The 15,587-nt window shown below is 40.7% G+C and carries 17 protein-coding genes and 2 tRNA genes; all 19 read left to right on the forward strand.

Features of this window, described 5'->3' with window-relative positions; genetic code table 11:
• Positions 1-148: 148 nt before the first annotated feature.
• The 19 genes from NFR56_RS07865 (at position 149) to NFR56_RS07955 (ending at position 15,502) form a co-directional block, all read left to right on the forward strand.
• A complete protein-coding gene (locus tag NFR56_RS07865) occupies positions 149-844 on the forward strand; it encodes a B3/B4 domain-containing protein (RefSeq protein WP_070674888.1) in 696 nt (231 codons plus the stop codon).
• A 173-nt stretch (positions 845-1,017) separates the two neighbouring features.
• Complete coding sequence (locus NFR56_RS07870; RefSeq protein WP_003004055.1) at positions 1,018-2,631, forward strand: CTP synthase; 1,614 nt, start codon at positions 1,018-1,020, stop codon at positions 2,629-2,631.
• A 124-nt stretch (positions 2,632-2,755) separates the two neighbouring features.
• Positions 2,756-2,841 (forward strand) — tRNA-Leu (locus NFR56_RS07875).
• 80 nt (positions 2,842-2,921) lie between these two features.
• The gene (locus tag NFR56_RS07880) at positions 2,922-3,374 is read left to right on the forward strand and encodes a hypothetical protein (RefSeq protein ID WP_251458527.1); all 453 of its coding nucleotides are present in this window, start codon (positions 2,922-2,924) and stop codon (positions 3,372-3,374) included.
• A 191-nt stretch (positions 3,375-3,565) separates the two neighbouring features.
• Positions 3,566-4,447, forward strand: coding sequence for a class II fructose-bisphosphate aldolase (locus NFR56_RS07885; RefSeq protein WP_003004573.1), 882 nt, complete (start codon positions 3,566-3,568; stop codon positions 4,445-4,447).
• Between the two features lie 345 nt (positions 4,448-4,792).
• Positions 4,793-5,578, forward strand: a complete 786-nt coding sequence (locus tag NFR56_RS07890) for a hypothetical protein (RefSeq protein ID WP_065426829.1) — start codon at positions 4,793-4,795, stop codon at positions 5,576-5,578.
• 142 nt (positions 5,579-5,720) lie between these two features.
• Positions 5,721-6,653 carry an alpha/beta fold hydrolase gene (locus NFR56_RS07895; RefSeq protein WP_201090165.1) on the forward strand — a complete coding sequence of 311 codons (933 nt, stop codon included), beginning with the start codon at positions 5,721-5,723 and terminating at the stop codon, positions 6,651-6,653.
• A 359-nt stretch (positions 6,654-7,012) separates the two neighbouring features.
• Complete coding sequence (locus tag NFR56_RS07900) at positions 7,013-8,005, forward strand: ABC transporter ATP-binding protein (protein ID WP_195623693.1); 993 nt, start codon at positions 7,013-7,015, stop codon at positions 8,003-8,005.
• Between the two features lies 1 nt (position 8,006).
• On the forward strand, positions 8,007-8,825 hold the full coding sequence (locus NFR56_RS07905) for an ABC transporter permease (RefSeq protein ID WP_049490444.1): 819 nt from the start codon (positions 8,007-8,009) through the stop codon (positions 8,823-8,825).
• Between the two features lies 1 nt (position 8,826).
• Complete coding sequence (locus tag NFR56_RS07910; protein ID WP_023919332.1) at positions 8,827-9,612, forward strand: ABC transporter permease; 786 nt, start codon at positions 8,827-8,829, stop codon at positions 9,610-9,612.
• 38 nt (positions 9,613-9,650) lie between these two features.
• The gene (locus tag NFR56_RS07915) at positions 9,651-10,112 is read left to right on the forward strand and encodes a GNAT family N-acetyltransferase (protein WP_251458539.1); all 462 of its coding nucleotides are present in this window, start codon (positions 9,651-9,653) and stop codon (positions 10,110-10,112) included.
• Positions 10,113-10,158: 46 nt separating this feature from the next.
• Positions 10,159-10,231 (forward strand) — tRNA-Thr (locus tag NFR56_RS07920).
• A 196-nt stretch (positions 10,232-10,427) separates the two neighbouring features.
• Positions 10,428-10,739 (forward strand): LiaF transmembrane domain-containing protein, encoded by a 312-nt coding sequence (locus tag NFR56_RS07925; RefSeq protein WP_251458542.1) that lies wholly within the window; start codon positions 10,428-10,430, stop codon positions 10,737-10,739.
• A gap of 296 nt (positions 10,740-11,035) precedes the next feature.
• The gene (locus tag NFR56_RS07930; protein ID WP_003004160.1) at positions 11,036-11,482 is read left to right on the forward strand and encodes a LytTR family DNA-binding domain-containing protein; all 447 of its coding nucleotides are present in this window, start codon (positions 11,036-11,038) and stop codon (positions 11,480-11,482) included.
• Between the two features lie 4 nt (positions 11,483-11,486).
• Positions 11,487-12,182 carry a LiaF transmembrane domain-containing protein gene (locus NFR56_RS07935; RefSeq protein ID WP_013904689.1) on the forward strand — a complete coding sequence of 232 codons (696 nt, stop codon included), beginning with the start codon at positions 11,487-11,489 and terminating at the stop codon, positions 12,180-12,182.
• A gap of 118 nt (positions 12,183-12,300) precedes the next feature.
• The gene (rpmB, locus tag NFR56_RS07940; protein ID WP_001140948.1) at positions 12,301-12,489 is read left to right on the forward strand and encodes a 50S ribosomal protein L28; all 189 of its coding nucleotides are present in this window, start codon (positions 12,301-12,303) and stop codon (positions 12,487-12,489) included.
• Between the two features lie 142 nt (positions 12,490-12,631).
• Positions 12,632-12,997 carry an Asp23/Gls24 family envelope stress response protein gene (locus NFR56_RS07945; RefSeq protein WP_003004393.1) on the forward strand — a complete coding sequence of 122 codons (366 nt, stop codon included), beginning with the start codon at positions 12,632-12,634 and terminating at the stop codon, positions 12,995-12,997.
• Between the two features lie 2 nt (positions 12,998-12,999).
• A complete protein-coding gene (locus NFR56_RS07950) occupies positions 13,000-14,664 on the forward strand; it encodes a DAK2 domain-containing protein (protein WP_251458530.1) in 1,665 nt (554 codons plus the stop codon).
• Positions 14,665-14,947: 283 nt separating this feature from the next.
• Positions 14,948-15,502, forward strand: a complete 555-nt coding sequence (locus NFR56_RS07955) for an SP0191 family lipoprotein (protein ID WP_023919327.1) — start codon at positions 14,948-14,950, stop codon at positions 15,500-15,502.
• Positions 15,503-15,587 lie beyond the last annotated feature (85 nt).

Here is a 15,587-nt window from a genome sequence, read left to right on the forward strand (position 1 = left end):
CCCTACTCAACTGTGCGGAGGTGGGACGACGAAATCGAATTCTAACGAATTACCGATTTCTGTCCCACTCTCTTTTTGTTTGCATTGAAAAAAGTGATGAAATGTCGTATGATAAACGTGTAAGGTTTCCCAATAGGAGGTGTTCCAGATGGACTTTCGTTTAGATCAAAGTTTAGTAGCTCTTGGTATTGATACAGTTGTGGTCGGAATTGCTAGAAATGTGGATCCTCAAGCAGTTTTGCTCCCTTCTTTTCTTGAAAAGAAGAAAGAGCTTGAACAATGGGCGCTCCAGTGTCAGACAGAAGAAGTAGGGGCATCTCCTGTCATTAAAGGGTATACAGACCTTTTGCAAAAAGTAGGGCGTAGCATCAAGAAAAATCCACCAACAGTCCTAGCTCTTATCCGAAACATCCAGCATCGAGGAGCTCTTCCTCAGATCAATAGCATCATCGATATCTATAATGTCGAATCGCTGAAGTCTTTTCTCGCGATCGGAGGACATGACCTAGATAAGATTGAGGGACCGATTGAATTTACAGTGAGTCAAAGAGACGATCTCTTTCTCCCTATCCTTTCTAGTGAAAAACATGTCGCACCGACAGATCCTGTCTACCGGGATCAAAAAGGAGTTCTGGCTTGGTTGGATGTACGCGATAGTGACCATTACAAATTTGAGGAGACTACGCAAAACGCCCTCTTTGTCATCCAAGGAAATACCGAGACGTCAGTCGAGATGCGTTTAGAAGCGCTAGAACGAATCCACAAGGACCTTGCTCTTTGCATGCCTCAGCTTCAATTTGAGAAATTTCTCGTCACACAAAATGGAGTGGAAAAGGTCGTGTAAACAGCGAAAATCATTTTCATGAAATTTTCAATTTGACAAAGTAATCCATTTGCGGTAAGATATTGTTCGGGCACCTCATTTTGAGGTCGGAGCTCCCTAAGGATTAGGGAGCTATTTTTGTTTTTTCTGCAAAGAGGAATGGCCTCTACAACAATAGAAGAAGAGGAAAGCACATGTCAACAAAATATATTTTTGTCACGGGTGGTGTCGTATCATCCATCGGGAAAGGGATTGTCGCAGCAAGTCTTGGTCGCTTGCTCAAAAATCGTGGATTGAAAGTGACGATCCAAAAATTTGACCCTTATATCAATATTGACCCAGGGACGATGAGTCCTTACCAACACGGGGAAGTATTTGTCACAGACGATGGCGCAGAGACAGACTTGGACCTTGGTCACTATGAACGCTTCATTGATATCAATCTGAATAAGTACTCAAATGTGACAACAGGGAAAATTTATAGCGAAGTCCTTCGCAAGGAACGTCGTGGAGAATACTTGGGCGCGACTGTACAGGTGATTCCTCATATTACAGATGCCTTGAAAGAAAAGATCAAACGAGCAGCGACGACGACGGATTCAGATGTCATCATCACAGAAGTCGGGGGAACAGTTGGAGACATTGAGTCCCTTCCTTTCCTTGAAGCTCTTCGTCAAATGAAGGCAGATGTTGGTGCTGAAAACGTTATGTACATCCACACCACTCTTCTACCTTACTTGAAGGCTGCGGGAGAAATGAAAACCAAGCCGACCCAACACTCTGTGAAAGAATTGCGTGGTCTTGGAATTCAACCAAATATGTTGGTCATCCGTACAGAAAAACCAGCTGGTCAAGGAATTAAGAACAAGTTGGCTCAATTCTGTGATGTGGCACCAGAAGCTGTCATCGAGTCACTTGATGTGGAACATTTGTACCAAATCCCATTGAACTTGCAAGCACAAAATATGGACCAAATCGTTTGTGACCATTTGAAATTGGATGTTCCTGCAGCAGATATGACAGAATGGTCTGCGATGGTCGACAAGGTCATGAACCTCAAGAAGCAGGTCAAGATTTCCTTGGTTGGAAAATACGTAGAATTGCAAGATGCCTACATTTCTGTCGTTGAGGCCTTGAAGCACTCAGGGTATGCCAATGATGCAGAGGTCAAGATTAATTGGGTCAATGCCAATGATGTGACAGCTGAAAATGTGGCAGAACTCCTTGGAGATGCGGATGGGATCATCGTCCCAGGTGGTTTTGGTCAACGGGGGACAGAAGGAAAAATTCAAGCCATCAAGTATGCGCGTGAACAAGACGTCCCAATGTTGGGTGTCTGCTTGGGTATGCAGTTAACCTGTATCGAATTTGCCCGTCACGTTTTAGGCTTGGAAGGGGCCAATTCATCCGAATTGGATCCAGAAACCAAGTATCCAATTATCGATATCATGCGGGACCAAATTGATGTGGAAGACATGGGAGGAACGCTCCGTCTCGGTCTTTACCCATCTAAACTCAAACGAGGATCAAAAGCAGCCGCTGCCTATGATAATCAAGAAGTGGTACAACGTCGCCACCGTCACCGTTATGAGTTTAACAATGCTTTCCGTGAACAGTTCGAAGAAGCAGGATTTGTCTTCTCAGGCGTTTCACCAGACAACCGTTTGGTCGAAATCGTTGAAATCCCAGAAAACAAATTCTTTGTTGCTTGCCAATACCACCCAGAATTGTCAAGCCGTCCAAACCGCCCAGAAGGACTTTACACAGCCTTTATCACAGCGGCAGTTGAAAACCACGATAGCAAATAAAAATCAAGGGAGCAGGTCGAAGGACCTGCTCCCTTTTTGTGAAAAAATGACAAACTCTGAAAAAAGTTTGAAAAAAATCTTGACAAAAAAGTCGTTGATTGATATACTAGTAAAGTACTCAATCGCGGGGATGGCGGAATTGGCAGACGCGCAGGACTAAGGATCCTGTGACCGCTTTAGGTCGTGAGGGTTCAAGTCCCTCTCTCCGCATCGGATCAAGATAGCTTCGGCTATCTTTTTTTGTTTTCAAATTTCTTTGTGGTAGAATAGGTGTGAGATGAGGTGAGAACATGAAGAAAAAGGATCTGGTATTGGCCGATGGCCTTTTTGCACTATTGGGAAGTGCCATTAATTTTTTCAGTCCTATCCTGATTTTAGCGATGGGGATAGGCGCATACAAGGATACTTTTAGATATTTTATCGCCTTAAACATATGGAATGTTTTCATTTTTTTAGTGGCGATTGCTTCTAAGTATCTGCTCAGAGATGAAAAAAGAATCAAAAAATGGATTCTTCATCTTTTTCTGATAGCAGGCAGTATACTCTTTCTTGCGTCAATCCTTGCAGTGTGTGAGAATATTCCCTTTCTTGAGGGAGTGCTAAACGGACTTCTTGGAAAAATATTTACCGACAGTCAGTTATTTGCTGCTTATTTCTATTCTCAATGGGTTGCAGCGGTATCCCTTGTGATTTGCGGGATTGCCTTTCTCCTTTCACTAAAAAAATTTAAAGAAGAGAATTGAAGGGGGTGTAAGTCCCCTTCTTTTACTTGTTTGCTAGGATGAGAGTCTTAGGAGATAGGAGATTCCGTCCTATTTATCGGAAGAAATCGCTTAAAGCTACAGGAAAAACTAGCAATTTCATCTAAAAAGTGATAAAATAAACAATGTAAGTGGGATTAGCCCCACAAAAATATATAGGAGGCCTATGACTAATGGCAATCGTTTCAGCAGAAAAATTTGTCCAAGCAGCTCGTGACAATGGTTATGCAGTTGGTGGATTTAACACAAACAACCTTGAGTGGACTCAAGCTATCTTGCGTGCAGCAGAAGCTAAGAAAGCTCCAGTACTTATCCAAACTTCTATGGGTGCTGCTAAATACATGGGTGGTTACAAAGTATGTAAAGCCCTTATTGAAAACCTTGTAGAATCAATGGGTATCACTGTACCAGTTGCTATTCACCTTGACCATGGTCACTACGACGATGCTCTTGAATGTATCGAAGCTGGTTACACTTCAATCATGTTTGACGGTTCACACCTTCCAGTTGAAGAAAATCTTAAATTGGCGAAAGATGTCGTTGAAAAAGCTCATGCTAAAGGTATCTCAGTAGAAGCTGAAGTTGGTACTATCGGTGGTGAAGAAGACGGTATCATCGGTGACGGTGAATTGGCACCAATCGAAGATGCTAAAGCAATGGTTGCTACAGGAATCGACTTCTTGGCTGCAGGTATCGGTAACATCCACGGTCCTTACCCAGCAAACTGGAAAGGTCTTCACCTTGACCACTTGCAAAAATTGACTGAAGCTGTTCCAGGATTCCCAATCGTATTGCACGGTGGATCAGGTATCCCTGATGATCAAATCCAAGCAGCGATCAAACTTGGTGTTGCGAAAGTTAACGTGAACACTGAATGCCAAATCGCATTTGCAAATGCTACTCGTCAATTCGTACGTGAATACGATGCAAACGAAGCAGAATACGACAAGAAGAAACTCTTCGACCCACGTAAATTCTTGAAACCAGGTTTCGAAGCAATTACAGCAGCTGTTGAAGAACGTATCGACGTATTCGGTTCAGAAGGCAAAGCTTAATAAAAAACAGGAAAGCAAGGTCCCATGTGGATCTTGTTTTTTTATATGATATGAAGATAGAAATCTGTCAAACGACTTCCTCTAGTAGGTCTAGGATTGAATACCTATTAATAGAATATGCAATAAAGACAGGTTACATATCGAGATGAATTATCTTTTATTTACATTTATATCTATAGTCGATACAATTCATAGCAATCATTATATTCTATAAAAATCTGTTATACAAACTATTAGTTTCTTTTATACTAAATTAATTCGATGAATCCAATTAATTTTTTGCTTTTAGTACTAGGTTGTGATAAAATAAAATTGAAGTTTCAGGGATAGAAAAGGGAGTGTAAAATGAAAAACACTAAATTATTATTAACAGTTTTAATAGCTGGTTCATTACTAACAGCTTGTCGTACAAATAATGAGTCTAAAACAACGGCTTCTTCTGATAAGAATCCTGTAGTAAAGACTAAGTCTCCTTCAAACTCTAATAAATCTACAACGGAAGAAGATCTTAATGATAAGAACTCATTTGTAGTTAAGATGAATAAGTTTGCGAAGTTATCGAAATCTACTGAGGAAATCTATGTCACAGGAGATGTTGTGGTAGGCGAGAGCGGAGATGTAAAACCTGGAATTTATGACTTGGAAATTACAGGAGGAAGTGGCAATATTTTTGGAGACAGGAAGGATTTTTCTTCGCCTTTTATTAATTGGGTAGCAGGAGCTCAAGGAACATCTACAGATTCTCCTTCAAAAATAAGAATGGTTTTATTTGAAGGAGATAAATTAAATTTTAGTAATATTTCCAAGATTAAATTCAATGCAGTACCAGAAAAAGTACAAATGAGTAATGAGTTGGGAATTGGAGAATATGTTGTAGGTCGCGATGTTAAAGCTGGTACATATAGGTTAAGTACTAATATTAATATGAATTCAGAGCTTCAAAATTTGGGCTGGTCGCTCTCTATATATAATATGTTAACAAAAACATCTAAAAACCAAACGTTAGATCCTAGCAATCTAGATGTTGCTGTGAAACTAGAAGAGGGAGAAATTGTCTCGATCAATTTATATAATACTGATGATAATGTATCGAGTGATGATGCTAGATTAATTTTCACTGAATTAAAATAGGTAATGCAATACGAACTAGAGGTTTATCCGTAAGGATAAGCCTTTTTGTAGAGTTGGAGGTTATTATTTATCTCTTTTATTATTGCAATAAAAATATCTCATTCGTATTGCTAAAACACTCTAAAGCTTGTACAATAACACTATGAAAAAATTCAAACAGTTTAGCTGGATCATTTTTGTTGTTCTTATCCTTTTTCTAGGAGGTACATTTGGTTTTCACCAACTTAGTTTGCAAAAAGAAAGTAAGCTTCTCATGCCTATAGGTAAGAAGGTTGTAGTCAATGGACATCAAATGAATGTATACATTAAAGGTGAAGGATCTGAAACGATAGTATTTCTTTCAGGTGCAGGTATTGCTTCACCTATATTAGACTTTAAGAATCTAACAGATTCCCTATCCAAAAAATACAAAGTAGTCATCGTAGAGCGGGCTGGCTATGGTTATAGCGAGGATAGTAACCAATCCAGAGATGTGATGGAAGTTTTGTTTGAGACACGTCAAGCTCTATCACAAGCAAATGTAATAGGTCCTTTTATCATTTTGTCTCATTCAATGGCTAGTCTTGAGAGCCTGGCTTGGCAAGAGAAATATCCGAATGAAGTGAAGGCTTTGATTGGCCTGGATTGGGCCTTGCCAGCGAGTTATGAAGATTTAAAGGATAATCAGGCCTTGCTTACTGTGGCTTATTGGAGCAGTAAGATTGGCTTATTACGCTATTTCCCTGAGTCCTTTTATATAAAAAATCCAACTCTGACTGAAACTGAACGACAACAATATAAATTACTAGCATATAAGCAGTTGATGTCACAAGCCATGCTTCATGAATCCCGTTTGGCAAAGGAAAATGCCAAGAAAGTTCCATCTAGCATTAATCCGAAAATTCCAGCCTTACTAATGGTTTCTAATGGTGATGGTACTAGCTTTAGCCAATCTGAGTGGCAACGTTATGCAGAGAGATTTGCAAGCGACCAGTCTAATGTTCAAGTCGTCTATATGGATGCGCCTCACGACCTCTATCATTATCAAAGCGATGCTATTGTTTCTCGCATTAAAGAATTTTTAGAGAATAATTGAGGGCTTAAAAATCCATTGAGACTGATGATAATAATTAAATGCTGAAGGATTAACAGTAGAATCGTTAATTTTCTCGATTAAAAAAATTCTTTTTCTTAACAAAAAACCTGCCCCTAAGGGCAGGTTTTTTGGTGTCTTAAGGAAACTATTTAACAGAATTTTTGATTAAAAGTTTCATTTTAAGAGAGAAATCTCTAATTTTATAATCAACAAGCAAACGCTTGCATTCCTTTTTTTATTAGATTATAATAGGTTGGTATAAAGCCTTCTGTAATAATATTTAGAAAGTGTAGAAAGTAAGGATTTAGAATATTTGTGGTCAAAAATACAATGTTGCTTCTTACGATAGGGAGATAGATATGGCAATGATAGAAGTGCAACATCTTCGGAAAAATTTTGTGAAGACAGTTAAGGAGCCGGGGTTAAAGGGAGCCTTGCGCTCCTTTATTCATCCTGAAAAGCAGACCTTTGAAGCGGTCAAGGATTTAACTTTTGAAGTTCCAAAAGGGCAGATTTTAGGATTTATCGGGGCAAATGGTGCTGGGAAGTCAACCACCATCAAAATGCTGACAGGAATTTTGAAGCCCACATCTGGCTTTTGTCGGATTAACGGCAAGATTCCCCAGGATAATCGCCAAGATTATGTCAAGGATATTGGAGTCGTTTTCGGACAACGCACCCAGCTATGGTGGGATTTGGCTTTGCAAGAGACCTACACGGTTTTGAAAGAGATCTATGATGTACCGGACTCGCTTTTCCAAAAGCGCATGGACTTTTTGAATGAAGTTTTGGATTTGAAGGAATTTATCAAGGATCCTGTGCGGACTCTTTCACTAGGTCAACGGATGCGGGCGGATATTGCGGCTTCCTTGCTTCACAATCCCAAAGTTCTCTTTTTAGATGAACCGACTATTGGTTTGGATGTGTCGGTCAAGGACAACATTCGTCGGGCCATTACCCAGATTAATCAGGAGGAAGAGACAACTATTCTCTTGACTACTCATGATTTGAGTGATATTGAGCAACTCTGTGATCGGATTTTTATGATTGATAAGGGGCAAGAGATTTTTGATGGAACGGTGAGCCAGCTCAAGGAGACCTTTGGAAAGATGAAGACTCTCTCCTTTGACCTGACGCCAGGTCAAAATCATCTAGTCTCTCATTATGAGGGTTTGCCTGATATGTCCATTGATAGACAAGGAAATACTCTCAATATTGAATTCGATAGTTCCCGCTACCAGTCGGCCGATATTATCAAGCAAACCTTATCTGATTTTGAGGTCCGTGATTTGAAGATGGTAGATACGGATATTGAAGATATTATCCGTCGCTTCTATCGAAAGGAGCTCTAAGATGGTCAAATTGTGGAGACGTTATAAACCCTTTATCAATGCAGGGATTCAGGAGTTGATTAGCTATCGAGTCAACTTTATTCTTTATCGGATTGGCGATGTCATGGGTGCTTTTGTGGCTTTTTATCTATGGAAGGCTGTCTTTGATTCCTCCCAGGAGACTTTGATTCAGGGCTTCAGTATGGCGGATATCACCCTCTACATCATCATGAGTTTTGTGACTAATCTTCTGACTAGGTCGGATTCTTCCTTTATGATTGGTGATGAGGTCAAGGATGGTTCCATTATCATGCGCTTGTTGCGACCAGTGCATTTTGCGGCTTCTTACCTCTTTACGGAGCTTGGTTCCAAGTGGTTGATTTTTATCTCTGTTGGACTGCCATTTTTAAGTGTCATTGTTTTGATGAAAATCTTATCTGGGCAAGGGATTGTAGAAGTGCTGGGACTAACTACCCTTTATCTTTTTAGCTTAACGCTGGCCTATCTGATTAACTTTTTCTTTAATATCTGCTTTGGATTTTCAGCCTTTGTATTTAAAAATCTTTGGGGTTCCAACCTACTTAAGACTTCCATAGTGGCCTTTATGTCTGGGAGTTTGATTCCCTTGGCTTTCTTTCCAAAGGTCATTTCAGATATTCTGTCCTTCTTACCTTTCTCATCCTTAATTTACACTCCGGTCATGATTATTGTTGGGAAATACGATGCTAGTCAGATTCTTCAAGCACTTTTGCTTCAGCTTTTCTGGCTTATAGTGATGGTGGGCTTGTCTCAGTTGATTTGGAAACGAGTCCAGTCATTTATCACCATTCAGGGAGGTTAGTATGAAAAAATATCAACGCATGCATCTGATTTTTATCAGACAGTACATCAAGCAAATCATGGAATACAAGGTAGATTTTGTGGTTGGTGTGTTGGGAGTCTTTCTGACTCAAGGCCTGAACCTCTTGTTTCTCAATGTCATCTTTCAACACATTCCCTCCCTAGAAGGTTGGACTTTTCAAGAAATTGCCTTTATCTATGGATTTTCCTTAATTCCAAAGGGACTAGATCATCTCTTTTTTGACAATCTCTGGGCTTTAGGTCAACGACTAGTTCGAAAAGGGGAGTTTGACAAGTATCTGACTCGTCCTATCAATCCTCTCTTTCACATCCTCGTTGAGACCTTTCAGATTGATGCCTTGGGTGAACTCTTGGTCGGTGGCATTCTATTAGGAACAACAGTAACTAGCATCTCTTGGACTCTTCCAAAATTCCTGATTTTTCTAGTCTGTATTCCTTTTGCGACCTTGATTTACACTTCTTTAAAAATCGCTACAGCCAGCATCGCTTTTTGGACCAAGCAGTCAGGTGCCATGATTTACATTTTCTATATGTTTAATGATTTTGCCAAGTATCCTATTTCTATTTACAATTCGCTCCTTCGTTGGTTAATTAGCTTTATTGTACCTTTCGCCTTTACGGCCTACTATCCTGCCAGCTATTTCTTGCAGGACAAGGATGGACTCTTTAATATTGGTGGTTTGATTCTGATTTCCCTTGTTTTCTTTGTTATTTCCCTCAAACTTTGGGACAGGGGATTGGATGCCTACGAAAGTGCTGGTTCGTAAGAGGTAAAGTAAGACTAAAATCAAGAAAGGAACTTATGATGTTTGTAATTAAAGAAGTCAAGGGTGAAGATCAAAAAATGGCAGTTGTCGCTGAGATTTTAAGGGATTTGCCAGAATGGTTTGGAATACCAGAAAGTACGCGAGCCTACATCGAAGGAGCCAAGGACTTGCAAGTGTGGGCCACCTATCAGGAGGATGATTTGCTTGGCTTTGTAAGCTTGTCCTATTCTAGTGAAGATTGTGCAGAGATTGATTGTCTCGGTGTAAAAAAAGCTCATCAAGGCAGGGGGATTGGAAGTCAGTTGCTTGCTACTTTGGAAAGTGAAGCCTGCAAAAAAGTCGACTATTTACAGGTAAAAACAGTGGCAGAAGGTTCTAATAAGAACTACGATCGAACCAATGTCTTTTATCGTAGTGTTGGATTTAAAAAGTTAGAGATTTTTCCATCTTTATGGGATCCGCAGAATCCATGTCAGATTCTGATAAAAAAGATCAACTAAAAGTGCTTGACATCCGCTATCAGAGTGCTATACTAAGAAGGTAATCGCCGATTTAGCTCAGTTGGTAGAGCAACGCACTCGTAACGCGTAGGTCACAGGTTCGATCCCTGCAATCGGCATAGAAAAAACTGCTTTGAAGGAGCGAGACGACGAATGATGTTAGTCACATATTCGTTCTGTCTCGTTTCTTTTTTTGACCGCATAGGCACCATTTTTGACCGCTTAGTCAAAAGTCCTTGTCGCCGATGGGGCTCTCTGCTATCATAGAATCATCAAAGGAAGAAATACTTCCGAATAATCAAAATGAGGTATATGATGAAAAAATTACTTGGACTTGCATTGATTCTTGCTGCTCTTGCGGTTGTCACAATGGGAATGGTTGGTTTTCCAAAGCTCGATGTGAATATCTGGCCCCTATTCCCCGTTCTCTTATTTGCTTTCTTTACTCTTGAAAATCTCTTGAAAAAAGATTATAAGGCAAGTGTTATCTGTGCCTTGATCGCGCTGACGATCGCAAATGCGATTTACGATCTCTTGCCGGTCTCAAATGGCTTAGTGATCACAGCGGGTGTCCTTGCTTGTGTGGGTCTTAGTTTTCTTTTACCGGATAAGGAAAGCAACAAATAAAGAAAGAGAGTGGGACAGAAATCGGTCATTCGTTAGAATTCGATTTCGTCGTCCCACCTCCGCACAGTTGAGTAGGGCTATAAAAGCTGATGAAATCAGCGTAGTAGAGCCCACTCAACCACTGCGTCTTGCTCGACAATCCAAAGACAATTGAGAGGCTAGGACTTTTGTCCCAGCCTCTTTACTTCTCAAAAACTACCTCTTGATGGGCAAAACGTGCCACTTACTGAAAAGCCCTTGTTTTGTTTTCAACAGCTGTTATAATGGTACTATCAAAACGTTGGGAAAGGAGTTTTATGAAAGTTAGAATCGAATTGGATCCATCAATGGATGAGCCTGAGATCTTGATTCGAGCTCCGCGCTTGACCCCGGAGTTGACCCAGCTGCAAGAGAGAATCCTCGAACAAAAGGTTGCTCCTTTAGCCTTCTACAAGGACCGAAGTGAGTATTTTCTGGATGTAGCATCGATCCTCTTTTTTGAGACGGACGGGGAGAAGATTTTTGGACACACCAAGGATGAGGCCTATGAGGTCAAGCAGAAACTCTATGAGTTGGAGGAGCTGCTTCCCATCGCCTTTTGTCGGATATCCAAATCCACCATTGTCAACGCCAAGCAGATCTACTCTCTGGAAAAGTCTTTTTCAGGAACCAGCACGGTCAATTTCTACCAGACCCATAAGCAGGTTCACGTATCTAGACGCTACTATCAACTCTTAAAAGAACGACTAAATGAAATGAGGTAATATCATGAGAAAAAAATTAATTGGAGTATTCTTAATCCTTTTAGCAGCTTTAATCCTTTTACAAGGCTATTTTGTAAAATGGGACATTAGCATCTGGACCTTAGCTTGGGTTACCTTGCTTGCAGTCCTATCCCTCTCTAGTTTCTTAAAACGCCATTTTGGTTGGGGCTTCATCTATGGACTTTTAGCCCTCTTTTGTCTCAATGGGCAATACCATTTCCTCCCAGTTTCAAATTCAGTTGTCATCCTTTCCTCAATTCTCGCTGTGATTGGGCTCAACATTTTGTTTAAACCCTCTAAGAAAACAAAAGCCCGCCTAGCTTCCTATTCTGCTGGGTCCATGAGTAAGTCGGATGGCAATGACATCGATGTCACTTTTTCAACAGTGACAAAATATCTCAATGACCAACACTTTACCCGCGGAAGTGCAGATGTGAGTATGGGAGAAGCATCGGTTTATTTTGACAATTGCCGCATCGAGGGTCCATCTGCTCAGTTTGTTGTCGATGTTTCCCTTGGAAGTTTGAGTCTCTATGTACCAAGTGATTGGCGTGTCCATGTAAATGTGGATAATTCCCTCTCAGCGATCCAACATCAGGAAAATCCGAGTGCTCTGACAAGCAAGGATTTCTATATTACGGGTGATGTTTCCTTAGGAAATCTGGAAATTATCTATGTCGGAGCGAATTCGTTTTCTTAAGTTGGAAATGAAAAACTTTGGCCAAAAGCTTGCCAAGAGAGATTTTTTTTGGTAATATAGTACGGTATGTGGTGCTAGCACATCCGTTATATTAGATCTAATAGGAGGAAACACAGAAATGGCTAAAGTATGTTATTTCACAGGTCGTAAGACTGTATCAGGTAACAACCGTTCACACGCTATGAACCAAACAAAACGTGCCGTAAAACCAAACCTTCAAAAAGTAACTGTCCTTATCGATGGTAAACCTAAAAAAGTTTGGGCTTCAGCTCGTGCATTGAAATCTGGTAAAGTAGAACGCGTTTAATAAAGAATATAGAACCTCATAGAGGTTCTTTTCTTTTTCTCTAGATACAGCTGTCACAGCGGGAGAAGAATAATCCCTACCCTTTTACAGCTGATCTCTTTTATGGTAAAATAGAATATAAAATACTTTTGAGGTAGAAATTATGACAGTAAAAATCAATACAAAGGACGGTCAAATTGAATTGACTGATGAGGTTATCGCAACTGTTGTAGGCGGTGCCGCTACTGAGATCTTCGGTGTGGTTGGAATGGCCAGCAAAAATGCGATCAAAGATAATTTCCAAGCCCTCCTAGGGAAAGAAAACTTCTCTAAAGGTGTTGTTGTCAAAACAACGGAAGCAGGAACTATCGCAGTTGATGTTTACACTGTTTTGAGCTATGGAACAAAGATTAGCGAAGTCTCAAAAAATATTCAAGAACGTGTGAAATTTAGTTTGGAAAATCAACTTGGAATCACTACGGATACTGTGAATGTCTATATTCAAAATATCAAGATTGTGGGAGAATAATCGTGGCTAATATTACTACAAGTTTATTTCAAGAAATGGTTCAAGCGGGGGCTACGCGCTTAAATAAACAAGCGGAATATGTAAACTCTTTGAACGTCTTTCCTGTACCAGATGGAGATACAGGGACTAATATGGGAATGACCATCGAAAATGGGGCCAAAGAAGTATCTGACCGTTCTGCATCAACTGTTGGAGAAGCAGCAGGGATCTTCGCTAAAGGTCTCTTGATGGGTGCGCGTGGGAACTCAGGAGTCATCACTTCTCAATTGTTCCGCGGATTTTCTCAAAGTGTCAAAGACAAAGAAGAATTGGATGGAGCAGCGCTTGCGGCAGCCTTCCAGTCTGGGGTAGAAGTCGCTTATAAAGCCGTTATGAAGCCGGTTGAAGGAACCATTTTGACGGTTTCTCGTGGGGCAGCCATCGGGGCTAAGAAAAAAGCAGAATCTACCAACGATGCAGTGGAAGTTATGCGTGCAGCTCTTGAAGGAGCTAAAACTGCTCTTGCGAAGACTCCAGATATGTTGCCAGTCTTGAAAGAAGTTGGCGTGGTAGACTCTGGTGGTCAAGGTTTGGTCTTCATCTATGAAGGATTCTTGTCAGCTTTGACAGGTGAATTCATCGCTTCTGAAGAGTTCCAAGCAACACCTGCAACCATGTCAGAAATGATCAATGCAGAACACCACAAGTCAGTTGCTGGCCATGTGGCTACTGAAGACATCAAGTTTGGTTACTGTACAGAAATCATGGTCGCTTTGAAACAAGGTCCAACCTATGTCAAAGACTTCGATTATGATGAATTCCGTAACTATTTGAACAACCTTGGGGATTCCCTATTGGTGGTGAATGACGATGAGATTGTCAAAGTTCACGTCCATACAGAAGATCCAGGTCTTGTCATGCAAGAAGGTCTTAAGTACGGAAGCTTGGTCAAGGTGAAAGTCGACAACATGCGTAACCAACACGAAGCGCAAGTTGAAAAAGAAGAACGTCAAGCCAAACCAGTTGAAGAAAAAGAATATGCCATCATCGCAGTTGTAGCGGGTGATGGATTGGCTGATATCTTTAAAGCGCAAGGAGTTGATTACATTATCTCTGGTGGTCAAACCATGAACCCATCAACTGAAGACTTTGTCAAAGCAGTTGAAGAGTTGAATGCGCGCAACATTATTATCTTGCCAAACAACAAAAATATCTTGATGGCTGCTCAATCTGCAGCAGAAGTGATTGATCAACCTGCAGCAGTTGTTGAGACCAAGACCATCCCTCAAGGATTGACTAGTCTTCTTGCTTTTGATGAAAGCAAGTCGATCGAAGAAAACTACGAACGCATGAGCGCTTCATTGAGCGATGTTGTGTCTGGTAGTGTGACGACAGCAGTTCGCGATACCACTATTGATGGGCTTGAAATCCATGAAAATGATAATCTTGGAATGGTCGATGGCAAAATCGTTGTTTCAAATCCAGATATGCTGGAAACCTTGGAAGAAACATTCGCTCATATGTTGGATGAAGACAGTGAAATTGTGACCATCTATGTCGGTGAAGACGGCAGTGAGGAGTTGGCAAACGAATTAGCCCAAGCCCTTGCTGAGAAGTATGAGGATGTAGAAGTGGAAATCCACCAAGGTGGCCAACCAGTCTACCCATACTTGTTTAGTGTAGAATAATTGAACAGAAGGTTCCTTTCGGAACCTTTTTTGTATATAGAAAAATGAGGAGATTCCCTATGAAATCAGCGTGATTCAGAGGGATTGAGACTGAAGTGAACCCTCCACTGAGGCTTTATTCGTGAGAAAAAGGAGTTTCTGCAAAAAGTCTCACATTCATCAGATTTTTATTCAAATGGAAAAGCTTGAAATGAGGGGGAAATGGTTTGAGCAGTGGAGTTTTTAGACAAGAAAGACGCGATATGTTATACTGGTATCAGTATGTGAAAGGAGAGTTATAAAAATGAAGAAATTTTTTGTAACCCTTGGGCTAGCCATTTTGGTATTGACTGGTTGTTCGCAATCCCAAACGAAGAAAACTACAACCGCTAGCTCATCTAGCAGTTCCTCTGTTAAAAAAGAAGTAAAAAATGAAGAAAAAACCACAACCTTAGTAGGAGATATCAATGGAACAAAACACCGGGATATCATCAAGTCTAAGGGAGATAAGGTTGAAAACCTTCGCATCGAAGTGACGGCCGATCTGCCCCAACAACTTGGGACCATCGCAGCAGAGAAGTCACCTGAAGAGCTCACAGCAGCCATTCAAGCTTTGCTGGAGCAAAATGAAGACTATAAGAAGCTAAAAACCGTTCCCGGTTTTAGTTTGGAATACACAGTCACCCCAGAGAAAAAATTGCTCTCAACCAGTGTGATTGACCTCAACCAAATTGACGCCAAGTCTCTTGAAGAAATTTCTTACTTCAAAGATGCTGGTCTCAATGATTTGAAAAACATGAAGGCAGATGCCTTGGTGAAGGCCTTGAAACTGCATGGCATGAAAGAAGAAGGTCAGTAAGAAGAATAGAAAAAGTCGAGTGAAGTCACTTGGCTTTTTTTAGTGACTTTTGTCATGTGAGCGAGTGACAAAATTATCTAGTGGC

Source organism: Streptococcus caecimuris, assembly GCF_943193075.1.
In the GTDB taxonomy this organism is placed as follows: Bacteria; Bacillota; Bacilli; order Lactobacillales; family Streptococcaceae; genus Streptococcus; species Streptococcus caecimuris.

Coding starts and splice junctions, on each gene's coding strand:
- NFR56_RS07910 (WP_023919332.1), top strand. CDS start 8,827: ATGAAAAAATATCAACGCATGCATCTGATTTTTATCAGACAGTACATC.
- NFR56_RS07925 (WP_251458542.1), top strand. CDS start 10,428: ATGAAAAAATTACTTGGACTTGCATTGATTCTTGCTGCTCTTGCGGTT.
- NFR56_RS07870 (WP_003004055.1), top strand. CDS start 1,018: ATGTCAACAAAATATATTTTTGTCACGGGTGGTGTCGTATCATCCATC.
- NFR56_RS07935 (WP_013904689.1), top strand. CDS start 11,487: ATGAGAAAAAAATTAATTGGAGTATTCTTAATCCTTTTAGCAGCTTTA.
- NFR56_RS07945 (WP_003004393.1), top strand. CDS start 12,632: ATGACAGTAAAAATCAATACAAAGGACGGTCAAATTGAATTGACTGAT.
- NFR56_RS07890 (WP_065426829.1), top strand. CDS start 4,793: ATGAAAAACACTAAATTATTATTAACAGTTTTAATAGCTGGTTCATTA.
- rpmB (WP_001140948.1), top strand. CDS start 12,301: ATGGCTAAAGTATGTTATTTCACAGGTCGTAAGACTGTATCAGGTAAC.
- NFR56_RS07930 (WP_003004160.1), top strand. CDS start 11,036: ATGAAAGTTAGAATCGAATTGGATCCATCAATGGATGAGCCTGAGATC.
- NFR56_RS07955 (WP_023919327.1), top strand. CDS start 14,948: ATGAAGAAATTTTTTGTAACCCTTGGGCTAGCCATTTTGGTATTGACT.
- NFR56_RS07895 (WP_201090165.1), top strand. CDS start 5,721: ATGAAAAAATTCAAACAGTTTAGCTGGATCATTTTTGTTGTTCTTATC.
- NFR56_RS07865 (WP_070674888.1), top strand. CDS start 149: ATGGACTTTCGTTTAGATCAAAGTTTAGTAGCTCTTGGTATTGATACA.
- NFR56_RS07880 (WP_251458527.1), top strand. CDS start 2,922: ATGAAGAAAAAGGATCTGGTATTGGCCGATGGCCTTTTTGCACTATTG.
- NFR56_RS07915 (WP_251458539.1), top strand. CDS start 9,651: ATGTTTGTAATTAAAGAAGTCAAGGGTGAAGATCAAAAAATGGCAGTT.
- NFR56_RS07885 (WP_003004573.1), top strand. CDS start 3,566: ATGGCAATCGTTTCAGCAGAAAAATTTGTCCAAGCAGCTCGTGACAAT.
- NFR56_RS07900 (WP_195623693.1), top strand. CDS start 7,013: ATGGCAATGATAGAAGTGCAACATCTTCGGAAAAATTTTGTGAAGACA.
- NFR56_RS07905 (WP_049490444.1), top strand. CDS start 8,007: ATGGTCAAATTGTGGAGACGTTATAAACCCTTTATCAATGCAGGGATT.